The organism is Pseudomonas taiwanensis, from assembly GCF_013393345.1.
Lineage (GTDB): Bacteria > Pseudomonadota > Gammaproteobacteria > Pseudomonadales > Pseudomonadaceae > Metapseudomonas > Metapseudomonas resinovorans_C.
Genome location: NZ_QJRF01000069.1, coordinates 264983 through 277526 on the forward strand (window position 1 = coordinate 264983; position 12544 = coordinate 277526).

The 12544-nt window shown below is 61.0% G+C and carries 13 protein-coding genes; all 13 read right to left on the minus strand.

Translation table 11 applies throughout. The features are described 5' to 3' along the window. Nucleotides 1-108: 108 nt before the first annotated feature. On the minus strand, nucleotides 109-1944 hold the full coding sequence (glmS, locus tag DM872_RS21945; protein ID WP_179061412.1) for a glutamine--fructose-6-phosphate transaminase (isomerizing): 1836 nt from the start codon (nucleotides 1942-1944) through the stop codon (nucleotides 109-111). 16 nt (nucleotides 1945-1960) lie between these two features. Then, entirely contained in the window at nucleotides 1961-2731 is a 771-nt protein-coding gene (locus DM872_RS21950) for a DeoR/GlpR family DNA-binding transcription regulator (RefSeq protein ID WP_179061413.1), read from the minus strand. Nucleotides 2732-2873: 142 nt separating this feature from the next. After that, on the minus strand, nucleotides 2874-4238 hold the full coding sequence (gene glmU / locus DM872_RS21955) for a bifunctional UDP-N-acetylglucosamine diphosphorylase/glucosamine-1-phosphate N-acetyltransferase GlmU (protein ID WP_179061414.1): 1365 nt from the start codon (nucleotides 4236-4238) through the stop codon (nucleotides 2874-2876). Nucleotides 4239-4376: 138 nt separating this feature from the next. Further along, complete coding sequence (locus DM872_RS21960; RefSeq protein ID WP_120653847.1) at nucleotides 4377-4802, minus strand: F0F1 ATP synthase subunit epsilon; 426 nt, start codon at nucleotides 4800-4802, stop codon at nucleotides 4377-4379. A 43-nt stretch (nucleotides 4803-4845) separates the two neighbouring features. Continuing rightward, nucleotides 4846-6222 (minus strand): F0F1 ATP synthase subunit beta, encoded by a 1377-nt coding sequence (gene atpD / locus DM872_RS21965; RefSeq protein WP_077527489.1) that lies wholly within the window; start codon nucleotides 6220-6222, stop codon nucleotides 4846-4848. Between the two features lie 30 nt (nucleotides 6223-6252). Continuing rightward, nucleotides 6253-7113 (minus strand): F0F1 ATP synthase subunit gamma, encoded by an 861-nt coding sequence (gene atpG, locus DM872_RS21970; RefSeq protein WP_077527490.1) that lies wholly within the window; start codon nucleotides 7111-7113, stop codon nucleotides 6253-6255. 52 nt (nucleotides 7114-7165) lie between these two features. Beyond that, nucleotides 7166-8710 carry a F0F1 ATP synthase subunit alpha gene (gene atpA / locus DM872_RS21975; protein ID WP_077527491.1) on the minus strand — a complete coding sequence of 515 codons (1545 nt, stop codon included), beginning with the start codon at nucleotides 8708-8710 and terminating at the stop codon, nucleotides 7166-7168. A 21-nt stretch (nucleotides 8711-8731) separates the two neighbouring features. Then, nucleotides 8732-9268, minus strand: a complete 537-nt coding sequence (locus DM872_RS21980) for a F0F1 ATP synthase subunit delta (protein ID WP_179061415.1) — start codon at nucleotides 9266-9268, stop codon at nucleotides 8732-8734. Between the two features lie 12 nt (nucleotides 9269-9280). Continuing rightward, nucleotides 9281-9751, minus strand: coding sequence for a F0F1 ATP synthase subunit B (locus tag DM872_RS21985; RefSeq protein WP_077527493.1), 471 nt, complete (start codon nucleotides 9749-9751; stop codon nucleotides 9281-9283). A gap of 49 nt (nucleotides 9752-9800) precedes the next feature. Next, on the minus strand, nucleotides 9801-10058 hold the full coding sequence (gene atpE / locus DM872_RS21990) for a F0F1 ATP synthase subunit C (RefSeq protein WP_003457994.1): 258 nt from the start codon (nucleotides 10056-10058) through the stop codon (nucleotides 9801-9803). 167 nt (nucleotides 10059-10225) lie between these two features. Next, nucleotides 10226-11095 carry a F0F1 ATP synthase subunit A gene (gene atpB, locus DM872_RS21995; RefSeq protein ID WP_179061416.1) on the minus strand — a complete coding sequence of 290 codons (870 nt, stop codon included), beginning with the start codon at nucleotides 11093-11095 and terminating at the stop codon, nucleotides 10226-10228. A 16-nt stretch (nucleotides 11096-11111) separates the two neighbouring features. Then, a complete protein-coding gene (locus tag DM872_RS22000; RefSeq protein ID WP_179061417.1) occupies nucleotides 11112-11519 on the minus strand; it encodes a F0F1 ATP synthase subunit I in 408 nt (135 codons plus the stop codon). A 147-nt stretch (nucleotides 11520-11666) separates the two neighbouring features. After that, on the minus strand, nucleotides 11667-12539 hold the full coding sequence (locus DM872_RS22005; RefSeq protein WP_179061418.1) for a ParB/RepB/Spo0J family partition protein: 873 nt from the start codon (nucleotides 12537-12539) through the stop codon (nucleotides 11667-11669). Nucleotides 12540-12544 lie beyond the last annotated feature (5 nt).

Here is a 12544-nt window from a genome sequence, read left to right on the forward strand (position 1 = left end):
CAGGTTTCGTTGCAAGGGTGATGACACGGGGTGGCGCGTCTTGCCCACCAGGAAGGGTCAAAAAGAAACGGCGCCCTAGGGCGCCGTGTCGTGCTACCGGAGACCGCGTTATTCCACGGTCACGGATTTTGCCAGGTTGCGCGGTTGGTCGACGTCAGTGCCCTTGAGCACGGCGACGTAGTAGGACAGCAGCTGCAGTGGGATGGTGTAGAGGATCGGTGCCAGCACGTCATCGATGTGCGGCATGGCCACCACGTGAGTGCCCTCGCCGTTGTGGATGCCTGCTTCGCCATCGGCGAAGACGATCAGCTGGCCACCGCGGGCACGAACCTCCTGCAGGTTGGACTTGAGCTTCTCAACCAGCTCGTTGTTCGGCGCAACGGTCACCACTGGCATGTCGCTGTCCACCAGGGCCAGCGGGCCATGCTTGAGCTCACCCGCCGGATAGGCTTCGGCGTGGATGTAGGAGATTTCCTTGAGCTTCAGCGAACCCTCCATCGCCACCGGATACTGCGCGCCACGGCCGAGGAACAGCGTGTGGTGTTTCTCAGCGAAGAGCTCGGCCACTTTCTCGATGGTCTTGTCCATGGCCAGGGCTTCACCCAGGCGAGTCGGCAGACGGCGAAGTTCGTCCACCAGACGGGCTTCGACGCCGGCTTCCAGAGTACCGCGCACCTGACCGAGGGACAGGGTCAGCAGCAGCAGGCCCACCAGTTGGGTGGTGAAGGCCTTGGTGGAGGCGACACCGATTTCCGGACCGGCCTGGGTCAGCAGGGTGAGGTCGGATTCGCGCACCAGGGAGCTGGTGCCAACGTTGCAGATGGCCAGGCTGGTCAGGTAGCCCAGGTCCTTGGCATTGCGCAGCGCAGCCAGGGTGTCGGCGGTTTCGCCGGATTGGGAAATGGTCACGAAGAGGGTGTCCGGCTGGACCACTACCTTCCGGTAGCGGAACTCGCTGGCCACCTCGATCTGGCAGGGAATGCCGGCCAGGTCTTCCAGCCAGTAACGGGCGACCATGCCGGCGTGGTAGCTGGTGCCGCAGGCGACGATCTGCACATTGCGCACCTTGGCGAACAGCTCGGCGGCACGCGGGCCGAAGGCGTTGACCAGGACATGGTCCGCACCGAGGCGGCCTTCCATGGTGCGCTGCACGACCTTCGGCTGCTCGTGGATTTCCTTCAGCATGAAGTGGCGGTATTCGCCCTTGTCGGCAGCTTCGGCACCTTCGTGGTACTGCACAGGCTCACGCTGCACGGCACGACCCTGCTCGTCCCAGATCTGCACGCTGTCGCGGCGGATCTCGGCGATATCGCCTTCTTCCAGGTAGATGAAACGGTCGGTCACCTGACGCAGGGCCAGTTGGTCGGACGCGAGGAAGTTCTCGCCCAGGCCCAGGCCGATCACCAGCGGGCTGCCACTGCGGGCGGCGAGCAGGCGGTCAGGCTGGCTGGCACTAATGACGGCCAGGCCGTAGGCGCCATGCAGCTCCTGTACCGCGGCCTTGAGCGCATCGGCAAGATCCGGGATGGTCTTCAGCTTGTGGTGCAGCAGGTGGACGATGACTTCGGTATCGGTATCCGAGGTGAATACGTAGCCCAGCGTCTTGAGTTGCTCGCGCAGGGCTTCGTAGTTCTCGATGATGCCGTTGTGGACGACGGCCAGGCGGTCGCCAGAGAAGTGCGGGTGGGCGTTGTGCTCGCTGGGTGCACCGTGGGTGGCCCAGCGGGTGTGGGCGATGCCCAGGCGACCGACCAGGGGCTGCTCCGCAAGGGCCTGTTCCAGCTCGGCCACCTTACCGACGCGGCGGCTGCGGTCCAGCTTGCCTTCGTTGGTGAAGACGGCCACACCAGCGCTGTCGTAGCCACGGTATTCGAGGCGCTTCAGGCCCTCGACCAGGATGGGGGTGATATTACGCTCGGCAATGGCGCCAACGATGCCACACATGGCTGGTTCTCCTCTCTCAATCTATGCGCGCGCAGATCAGCTTGACCCCGCGCGCGGCTATCTGTTCGCGCGCTTCGGTAGAAAGGCGCTCGTCGGTTATCAAGGTGTGGATGCTGCTCCAGGGCAGCTCCAGGTTGGGAATGCGTCGGCCGACCTTGTCGGACTCGGCCATGACGATGACCTCACGCGCCACTTCGGCCATGACCCGCGAGAGCCCCAGCAGTTCGTTGAAGGTGGACGTGCCGCGCTGCAGGTCGATACCGTCGGCACCAATGAACAGCTGGTCGAAATCGTAGGAACGCAGGACCTGTTCGGCTACCTGGCCCTGGAAGGATTCGGAATGTGGGTCCCAGGTGCCGCCGGTCATCAGCAGTACGGGTTCATGTTCCAGCTCGCGCAGGGCATTGGCGACACTCAGCGAGTTGGTCATCACCACGAGGCCCGGCTTGTGGCCAAGCTCCGGGATCATGGCGGCGGTGGTGCTGCCGCTGTCGATGATGATCCGTGCGTGCTCCCGAATGCAGCTGACGGCTGCACGGGCGATGGCAAGCTTGTACGAGGAAACCGGCTGGTTGCCTTCGCCGATCAGCTCTTGCGGCATCGGCACCGCGCCACCGTAACGACGCAGCAGCAGGCCGTTCTTCTCGAGCGCGGTGAGGTCCTTGCGGATGGTCACTTCGGACGTTGCGAAAGCTTTGGCCAACTCGTCGACACTCACTTCGCCCTGCTCGTCGAGCAGCGCAAGGATCGCGTGGCGGCGTTGGGGAGTATTGCGTTTCGTCATCAACGAAAGTTTCGTTTCGAAAGATAATGGCGCGAATCAAAACCTAACGAAGCTTTTGCGTCAACCCCAAAAACGACAAAAGGCGGCCTGCGCCGCCTTTTTCGTCTGGGTCATGAGTTATCCACAACCCAGTTTTTCCACAGGCTTACGTCTTGATCTTCACCGGACGTTTCCAGCCTTCGATGTTGCGCTGCTTGGCGCGGCCGACTGCGAGCGCGGCTGCCGGAACGTCCTGGGTGATGGTCGAGCCCGCGCCGGTGGTGACGCCGTCACCCAAGGTGAGCGGAGCGACCAGGGAGCTGTTGGAGCCGATGAACACATCCTCGCCCAAAACGGTGCGGAACTTGTTGGCGCCGTCGTAGTTGCAGGTAATGGTGCCCGCACCGATGTTGGTGCGCGCGCCGATCTCGGCGTCGCCCAGGTAAGCCAGGTGACCCGCCTTGGCGCCCTCGCCCAACACGGCGTTCTTCAGTTCGACGAAGTTGCCCACATGGGCCTTGGCGCCCAGTACGGCACCGGGACGCAAACGAGCGAACGGACCACAATCGGCGCCCTCGCCCAGTTCAGCGCCTTCAAGGTGGCTGTTGGCCTTGACCACGGCTCCACGGCGCAGGGTACTGTCCTTGATGACGCAGTTAGGGCCAATCTGCACGCCGTCCTCGATCACCACACGTCCTTCGAGGATGACGTTCACGTCGATCAGCACATCGCGGCCTACGCTGACTTCGCCACGCAGGTCGAAACGGGCGGGGTCCAGCAGGGTCACGCCTTGCGTCATCAGGCGGCGGGCAGCGCGCTTCTGGAAGTGACGCTCGAGCTCGGAAAGCTGGATGCGATCGTTGGCACCCTGCACTTCCATCGCATCATGGGGATGCTCGGTGGCCACTACCAAGCCGTCTGCCACGGCCATGGCGATGACATCGGTGAGGTAGTACTCACCTTGGGCGTTGTTGTTGGACAGTCGGCCCAGCCAGTCAGCCAGACGCTTCCCGGGCACTGCGAGAATGCCGGTGTTGCCTTCCTGGATTGCGCGCTGCTCGGGCGTCGCATCCTTGTGTTCGACGATGGCCTTCACCACACCTGCGGCATCGCGAACGATGCGGCCGTATCCGGTGGGGTCGTCCAGTTTCACGGTGAGCAGGGCGAGCTGGTCATCCTTCACCTTTTCCAGCAGGCGCTGGAGGGTTTCCACTTCGATCAGCGGCACGTCGCCGTAAAGGATCAGCACGCGCTCGGCGGTCAGCTGCGGCAGGGCCTGGGCGACGGCGTGGCCGGTACCCAGCTGTTCGGCCTGGAGCACGAAATTCAGGTCATCGGAAGCCAGGCGCTCGCGTACGGTCTCGGCGCCATGGCCGATCACCACATGAATGCCCTTGGGCTCGAGTTTACGAGCAGTGTCGATGACGTGGCCGAGCATGGCCTTGCCGGCCACCGGATGCAGGACCTTGGGCAGGGCCGAACGCATGCGCGTGCCCTGGCCAGCGGCGAGGATGACGATATCGAGGGACATGGAGGGATTCACCGAATCAGGCTGGTAAGCGAAAACCGGAATACCGGAAAAGAAAAAGGGTAGCCAAGGCTACCCTTTAACTTGTCTGCAATGAAGCCTTGGGCCCAAGAGCTTATCCACAAGATCGTGAATGAGCTCTTAGCCGCCGAACTTCTTGCGGATCTGCTGGACGGTACGCAGCTGGGCCGCGGCCTCGGCCAGACGAGCAGAGGCGGCAGAGTAATCGAACTCTGCGCCCTTCTCGTGGAGGGCCTTCTCAGCAGCCTTGAGGGACTCCTGAGCAGCAGCTTCGTCCAGGTCGCCGGCGCGCAGCACGGTGTCGGCCAGGACCTTCACCATGTTGGGCTGGACCTCGAGGAAACCACCGGAGATGTAGTACACCTCCTCCTCACCACCCTGTTTGACCAGGCGGATCGGACCCGGCTTGAGGTCGGTGATCAGCGGGGCGTGGCCCGGCGCGATACCCAGATCGCCCAGGTGGCCGTGCGCAATCACCATCTCCACCAGACCGGAGAAGATCTCCGCTTCGGCGCTGACGATATCGCAATGGACAGTAATAGCCATACGCTTGCCTCACGTAAGCGCCCGTCGCCGGGCGCTCAGGGGGTTACAGTTTCTTCGCTTTCTCGATGGCTTCTTCGATGCCGCCGACCATATAGAACGCCTGCTCGGGCAGGTGGTCGTAGTCACCGTTGAGGATGCCTTTGAAGCCAGCGATGGTGTCCTTCAGCGACACGTACTTACCCGGAGAACCGGTGAAGACTTCGGCCACGAAGAACGGCTGGGACAGGAAGCGCTGGATCTTACGAGCACGGTTAACGAGCTGCTTGTCCGCTTCGGACAGTTCGTCCATACCGAGGATCGCGATGATGTCCTTCAGTTCCTTGTAACGCTGCAGAACGTACTGGACGCCGCGAGCGGTGTCGTAGTGGTCCTGACCGATCACCAGCGGATCCAGCTGGCGAGAGGTCGAGTCCAGCGGGTCAACGGCCGGGTAGATACCCAGGGACGCGATGTCACGGGACAGTACGACGGTGGCGTCCAGGTGGGCGAAGGTGGTCGCCGGGGACGGGTCGGTCAGGTCGTCCGCAGGAACGTATACGGCCTGGATGGAGGTAATGGAACCGGTCTTGGTGGAGGTGATGCGCTCTTGCAGAACGCCCATTTCCTCGGCCAGGGTCGGCTGGTAACCCACAGCGGACGGCATACGACCCAGCAGCGCGGATACTTCGGTACCGGCCAGGGTGTAACGGTAGATGTTGTCGACGAACAGCAGAACGTCGCGGCCTTCGTCACGGAACTTCTCGGCCATGGTCAGGCCGGTCAGTGCAACGCGCAGACGGTTGCCCGGCGGCTCGTTCATCTGGCCGTATACCAGGGCCACTTTGTCCAGAACGTTGGAATCCTTCATCTCGTGGTAGAAGTCGTTACCCTCACGAGTACGCTCACCCACGCCGGCGAACACAGAGTAACCGCTGTGCTCGATCGCGATGTTACGGATCAGTTCCATCATGTTTACGGTCTTGCCTACACCGGCGCCACCGAACAGGCCGACCTTACCGCCTTTGGCGAAGGGGCAGACCAGGTCGATTACCTTGATGCCGGTTTCCAGCAGCTCGTTGCCACCCGCTTGTTCAGCGTAGGACGGAGCGTCGCGGTGGATAACCCAGCGCTCTTCTTCGCCGATGGGACCGGCTTCGTCGATGGGGTTGCCCAGCACGTCCATGATGCGGCCCAGGGTGGCAGTGCCAACCGGGACGGAGATGGCTGCGCCGGTGTTGGATACGTCCAGGCCACGCTTGAGGCCTTCGGTCGAACCCATGGCGATGGAACGAACCACGCCGTCGCCCAGCTGCTGCTGAACTTCCAGGGTGGTTTCGACGCCGCTGACTTTCAGCGCGTCGTAGACGTTCGGCACCTGATCACGCGGGAATTCCACGTCGATAACGGCGCCGATGATTTGAACGATACGTCCGCTACTCATATCTGGTTCCTCTAAATATATGAACCGGTCTTAAACCGCGGCAGCGCCGCCGACGATTTCCGAAATCTCTTGAGTGATCGCTGCCTGACGCGCCTTGTTGTAGACCAGCTGAAGACTGCTGATCAGGTCACCGGCGTTGTCGGTGGCGTTCTTCATCGCGATCATCCGTGCCGCCTGCTCGCAGGCGTTGTTTTCAACCACGGACTGATACACCTGGGATTCCACGTAGCGCACCAGCAGACCCTCGAGGATCTCCTTGGCGTCGGGCTCGTAGAGGTAGTCCCAGTGGTGCTTCAACTCTTGATCGGCGTCGGCCACCAGCGGAACCAGTTGGTCCACGGTCGGCTTCTGCGTCATGGTGTTGACGAACTTGTTGGAAACCACGAACAGGCGATCGATACGGCCATCCAGGTATGCATCGAGCATGACCTTGACGCTGCCGATCAGGTCGTTGATCGAAGGCTCCTCGCCGATGTGGCTGATAGCTGCCACGACGTTGCCGCCGTAGTTGCGGAAGAAGGCCGCACCCTTGCTACCAATCACGCAGAGGTCGATCTCCACGCCTTGTTCACGGTAACCCGCCATGTCCTTGACCAGGCCCTTGAACAGGTTGATGTTCAAGCCGCCACACAGACCACGGTCGGTACTCACCACGACGTAACCGACGCGCTTTACTTCACGCTCGATCATGAAGGGATGACGGTATTCCGGGTTCGCGTTGGCCAAATGACCGATCACCTGGCGGATGCGCTCCGCGTAGGGGCGGCTGGCAGCCATACGCAGTTGAGCCCTGCGCATCTTGCTGACCGCCACCTTTTCCATGGCGCTGGTGATCTTCTGCGTGCTTTTGATGCTCGCAATCTTGCTGCGAATCTCTTTTGCGCCTGCCATGTAACACCTTTCGGGTTAGCAGGCGGGGGGCCTTACGACCCCCCGCTGCGGCTTACCAGGTTTGGGTGGCCTTGAACTTCTCGATACCAGCCTTGATGCCGGCGTCGATTTCGTCGTTGAAGTCACCCTTCTCGTTGATCTTCGCCAGCAGTGCGGCGTGATCACGGTTGAAGTAGGCGATCAAGGCTTGTTCGAAGGCGCCGATCTTGGTGAGCTCGACGTCCTGCAGGAAGCCACGCTCAGCGGCGTACAGGCTCAGCGACATGTCGGCGATGGACATGGGCGCGTACTGCTTCTGCTTCATCAGCTCGGTAACGCGCTGACCGTGTTCCAGCTGCTTACGGGTAGCCTCGTCCAGGTCGGAAGCGAACTGCGCGAACGCAGCCAGTTCACGGTACTGGGCCAGGGCGGTACGAATACCACCGGACAGCTTCTTGATGATCTTGGTCTGGGCCGCGCCACCCACACGGGATACCGAGATACCGGCGTTAACGGCCGGACGGATACCCGAGTTGAACAGAGCGGATTCCAGGAAGATCTGACCGTCGGTGATGGAGATCACGTTGGTCGGAACGAACGCAGAAACGTCACCAGCCTGGGTTTCGATGATTGGCAGGGCGGTCAGGGAACCGGTCTTGCCTTTCACAGCGCCGTTGGTGAACTTCTCTACGTACTCTTCGGAAACGCGGGAAGCGCGCTCCAGCAGACGGCTGTGGAGATAGAACACGTCGCCCGGGTAGGCTTCGCGGCCCGGCGGGCGGCGCAGCAGCAGGGAGATCTGGCGGTAGGCTACGGCCTGCTTGGACAGGTCGTCATAGATGATCAGGGCGTCTTCGCCGCGGTCGCGGAAGTACTCACCCATGGTGCAACCGGAGTACGGAGCGATGTACTGCAGGGCAGGCGATTCGGAAGCACTGGCGGCCACGATGATGGTGTTGGCCAGGGCGCCGTTTTCTTCCAGCTTGCGAACTACGTTGGCGATGGTCGATTGCTTCTGACCGATGGCCACGTAGACGCAGCGGATGCCGCTGTCTTTCTGGTTGATGATGGCGTCGACGGCCAGGGCAGTCTTACCAATCTGACGGTCACCGATGATCAGCTCGCGCTGGCCACGGCCGATCGGGATCATGGCGTCAACGGCCTTGTAACCAGTCTGTACCGGCTGGTCTACCGACTTACGCCAGATCACGCCCGGCGCTACTTTTTCCACCGCATCGGTGGCAGCAGCGTTGATCGGACCTTTGCCATCGATCGGGTTGCCCAGGGCGTCAACGACGCGACCCAGCAGTTCCGGACCAACCGGGACTTCCAGGATGCGGCCGGTGCACTTGGCGCTCATACCTTCGGCCAGGCCGACGTATTTGCCCAGGATTACGGCACCAACGGAGTCTTGCTCCAGGTTCAGCGCCATACCGTAGACGCCGCCCGGGAACTCGATCATTTCACCGTACATCACGTCGGCCAGGCCGTAGATGCGCACGATGCCGTCGGAAACGGAAACGATGGTGCCCTCGTTACGGGCTTGGGAAGAGACGTCGAGTTTCTCGATACGTCCCTTGATGATTTCACTAATTTCGGAAGGATTGAGTTGCTGCATTGCTCTGCTGCCCCTTCAAACTCAAGATTTCAACGCTTCGGCCAGTTTCGCGATTTTGCCGCGAACCGAGCCATCGATAACCAGGTCGCCGGCGCGGATGACTACACCACCAATGAGGCTGGAGTCTTCCACGGCGTGCAGACGCACTTCTCGGCTGAGCCGTGCGCTGAGAACCTTGGCGAGTTTGTCTTGCTGTTCATCGTTCAATGCGAAGGCACTGGTAACTTCTACGTCCACCGACTTTTCTTGCTCGGCCTTGTACAGCTCGAACTGTTCGGCGATTTCCGGCAGCAGCACGAGGCGGCCGTTCTCGGAAACTACGTGGATGAAGTTCTGTGCCAAAGCATCGAACTTGTCGCCAACCACCTCATTGAAGGTGTTGGCTTTCTCTGCGCTCGTCAGACGCGGGGCTTTGAGCACGCGCTGCATGGTGTCGTCCTGCGACACCGCAGCGGCCAGGCCTAGCATGGCCGACCAGGCGGCCAGCTGCTGATGGGCCTGGGCGTACTCGAAAGCAGCCTTGGCGTAAGGTCGGGCCAGCGTGGTCAGTTCTGCCATGATCGCCCTCGCTTAGATTTCGGCAGCCAGTTTGTTAACCAGCTCCGCGTGCGCGTTTTGATCGATAGTGGCACCCAGGATCTTCTCGGCACCATTGACGGCCAGGCTGCCCAGTTGGGCACGCAGGGCGTCTTTGACGCTGTTCAGTTCCTGTTCGATCTCAGCCTGAGCTTGCGCCTTCAGGCGCTCGCCTTCAGCACGTGCCTGATCGCGAGATTCGTCGACGATCTGGGTAGCGCGCTTTTTGGCTTGCTCGATGATTTCAGCTGCCTGAGCCTTGGCTTCGCGCAGTTGCTGACCCACTTTTTCATGGGCCAGCTCCAGGTCACGAGCCGCACGGTTGGCAGCGTCCAGGCCATCAGCGATCTTCTTCTGACGTTCACGCAGAGCAGTGATGACCGGGGGCCACACGAACTTCATGCAGAACAGTACGAAGATGAAGAACGCAACGGACTGGCCGATCAGGGTTGCATTAATGTTCACGCCAACACCTCGCTCGTTCGTTGTCAGTCGAATCCTCGAAAATCGAGGATTACTGGGCTACCTGAGCAATGAACGGGTTAGCGAAGGTGAAGAACAGAGCGATACCAACGCCGATCATGGTTACGGCGTCGAGCAGACCGGCCACGATGAACATTTTAACTTGCAGCATCGGAACCATTTCCGGCTGGCGAGCAGCGCCTTCCAGGAACTTGCCACCCAGCAGACCGAAGCCAATGGCGGTACCCAGGGCACCCAGACCAATCAGCAGAGCTACGGCGATCGCGGTCAGACCTACTACAGTTTCCATTTTTCCTCCCGACTTTATGTCGTGTTGGTTAAGGTTTAAGTGAAGCGGTAAAGCGAAATCGTTTTTTCCCACTGCCCTTGCGGGCTTTCCGGCCTGAAGCCGGAACCATCGCAAACAGTCAGCGCATCCCCTGGCCCGTCGGGCATCAGTTGATGCGCTGCGCGTTATTAATGGTTGTCCTCATGCGCCATCGACAGATAGACGATGGTCAGCATCATGAAGATGAAGGCCTGCAGGGTGATGATCAGGATGTGGAACACAGCCCACGCCCACTGCAGTGCAACACCCAGGCCGCTCAGCAGCAGGATGCCTGCGCCGAACATTACGGCGATCAGGATGAACACGAGCTCACCGGCGTACATGTTGCCGAACAGACGCAGAGCCAGAGAGATCGGTTTGGCGATCAGGGTGACGAATTCGAGCAGGAAGTTGACCGGAATCAGCAGGATCTGAACGAAGATGTTCTTGCTGCTGAAGGGGTGCAGGGTCAGTTCGCCGAGGAAGCCGCCGATGCCCTTGACCTTGATGCTGTAGAAGATGATCAGGCCGAAGACCGAGAAGGCCATGCCGAGGGTGGCATTCGGGTCGGTGGTCGGAACGGCGCGGAAGAACAGGTGTTCATTGCCAGTGATCTTGGCAGCCACCATCGGGATCCAGTCGACCGGGATCAGGTCGATGGCGTTCATCAGGAAAATCCAGACGAAGATGGTCAGCGCCAGCGGAGCGATCAGCGGGTTGCGGCCGTGGAAGGTGTCTTTCACGTTGCTGTCGACGAAGTCGACCATCACTTCGACCAGGTTCTGCAGGCCGCCGGGAATGCCGGAAGTGGCTTTCTTGGCCGCCATGCGGAAGAGGAGTACGAACAGCAGACCGAGGCCGATGGACCAGCCCAGGGTGTCCACGTGGAAAGCCCAGAAGCCCATTTCCTTGGCTTGCTCGGCGGTGTGGGCAAAGCCCCAATCGCCATTGGGCAGACGACCGAAGGTCAGGTTCTGCAGGTGGTGCTGGATATAGCCCGAAGCGGTTTGCTCTGCCATGTTTGCCTCAAACGCCCTAAGGTTTCGAAAGTCTTGTTCTCATCAGCAGGGGCGCGAACCAGCTGACCGACTGGGTCAGCAGGAAGACGCCGAAAACTGCCGGCGCATCCAGGGGTTTCACACCTGCAAACGTCAATGCAAACAGCACTGCCGTCAGAATCAGCTTGCCCATTTCGCCCGCATAGAAAGAGCGGACTATCGCCTGGGCTGCACGGGCTCCGCTGTAACGGAACGCCTTGCGGGCGAAATACAGGTTCGGCACCCAGGCGATCAAGCCGCCGCACAAGCCAGAGTATCCAGCTACCGTTCCGCGCCACTGCCAGAGAACGACAGCAGCGAACAGCAGGACGACCAGTTGGACCAACAGCACCGGAAAGACCGGTAGACGATGGATGGGCAGGCGGTTTGGCGTGCGGGTATCCATCGCAGCAAGTCCTCTGGAGTCGGCCGCTGGAATCAACGACTTGGCATACTTTGTGCCGACAAAATTGCGCGCAGAGTATAGGGGGGGAACCCCCCCCGTTCAACTGCCGGGTAGTGAAATCCGACCGTCGCTACAGCGCCATATGTATCAGCGGATGTGGGCGAGGACACCCTGCAGTTCATCGAGGGAGTTGTAACGGATGACGAGTTGGCCTTTGCCTTTCTGACCGTGCTTGATCTGCACGGGAGCGCCCAACCGCTCAGCCAGGCGCTGTTCGAGCCGACTGATGTCCGGGTCGGCCTTGACCACCTCGACAGCTTTTTCCTTGCTGTGCATCCACTGCCGAACCAGTGCCTCGGTTTGGCGCACGGTGAGGCCTCGTGCGACAACATGTCGCGCCCCTTCCACCTGACGTTCCAGGGGTAGGCCGAGCAATGCGCGGGCATGACCCATTTCCAGATCGCCATGGGAAAGCAGGGTCTTGATCTCTTCCGGCAGGCCAATCAGGCGCAGCAGGTTGGTGATGGTCACGCGGGACTTGCCAACGGCTTCGGCGACCTGCTGCTGGGTGAGCTGGAACTCCTGCTGCAGGCGCTGAAGGGCAATGGCTTCCTCGATGGGATTGAGGTCTTCGCGCTGGATGTTCTCGATCAGCGCCATCGCGATGGCCGCTTCGTCCGGAACTTCGCGGACCATGGCCGGAATCTTGTCCAGTCCGGCCTGCTGGCTGGCGCGCCAGCGGCGCTCACCCGCAATGATCTCGTAGCGACCGGAACCGATCGGGCGCACCACGATGGGCTGCATGACGCCTTGAGCCCTGATCGACTGGGCCAGTTCTTCCAGCGCGGTGGGGTCCATGTCACGGCGAGGCTGGTACTTGCCACGCTGGATCAGGTCCAGGGGCAGGTGCTGCAGCTCGCGGGTATCGACCTGGACGGCTTCTTCTTCGAGTTTGGTGACGGTACTGCCGCCTAGCAGGGCGTCCAAGCCACGGCCCAGACCTCGTTTTTTCGCGGCCATGCGGA

Excerpts from the sequence above, each read along its gene's own strand:
- atpA (WP_077527491.1), bottom strand. The coding sequence starts at position 8,710 with ATGCAGCAACTCAATCCTTCCGAAATTAGTGAAATCATCAAGGGACGT.
- atpD (WP_077527489.1), bottom strand. The coding sequence starts at position 6,222 with ATGAGTAGCGGACGTATCGTTCAAATCATCGGCGCCGTTATCGACGTG.
- glmU (WP_179061414.1), bottom strand. The coding sequence starts at position 4,238 with ATGTCCCTCGATATCGTCATCCTCGCCGCTGGCCAGGGCACGCGCATG.
- atpE (WP_003457994.1), bottom strand. The coding sequence starts at position 10,058 with ATGGAAACTGTAGTAGGTCTGACCGCGATCGCCGTAGCTCTGCTGATT.
- atpB (WP_179061416.1), bottom strand. The coding sequence starts at position 11,095 with ATGGCAGAGCAAACCGCTTCGGGCTATATCCAGCACCACCTGCAGAAC.
- DM872_RS22000 (WP_179061417.1), bottom strand. The coding sequence starts at position 11,519 with ATGGATACCCGCACGCCAAACCGCCTGCCCATCCATCGTCTACCGGTC.
- DM872_RS22005 (WP_179061418.1), bottom strand. The coding sequence starts at position 12,539 with ATGGCCGCGAAAAAACGAGGTCTGGGCCGTGGCTTGGACGCCCTGCTA.
- glmS (WP_179061412.1), bottom strand. The coding sequence starts at position 1,944 with ATGTGTGGCATCGTTGGCGCCATTGCCGAGCGTAATATCACCCCCATC.
- DM872_RS21960 (WP_120653847.1), bottom strand. The coding sequence starts at position 4,802 with ATGGCTATTACTGTCCATTGCGATATCGTCAGCGCCGAAGCGGAGATC.
- atpG (WP_077527490.1), bottom strand. The coding sequence starts at position 7,113 with ATGGCAGGCGCAAAAGAGATTCGCAGCAAGATTGCGAGCATCAAAAGC.
- DM872_RS21980 (WP_179061415.1), bottom strand. The coding sequence starts at position 9,268 with ATGGCAGAACTGACCACGCTGGCCCGACCTTACGCCAAGGCTGCTTTC.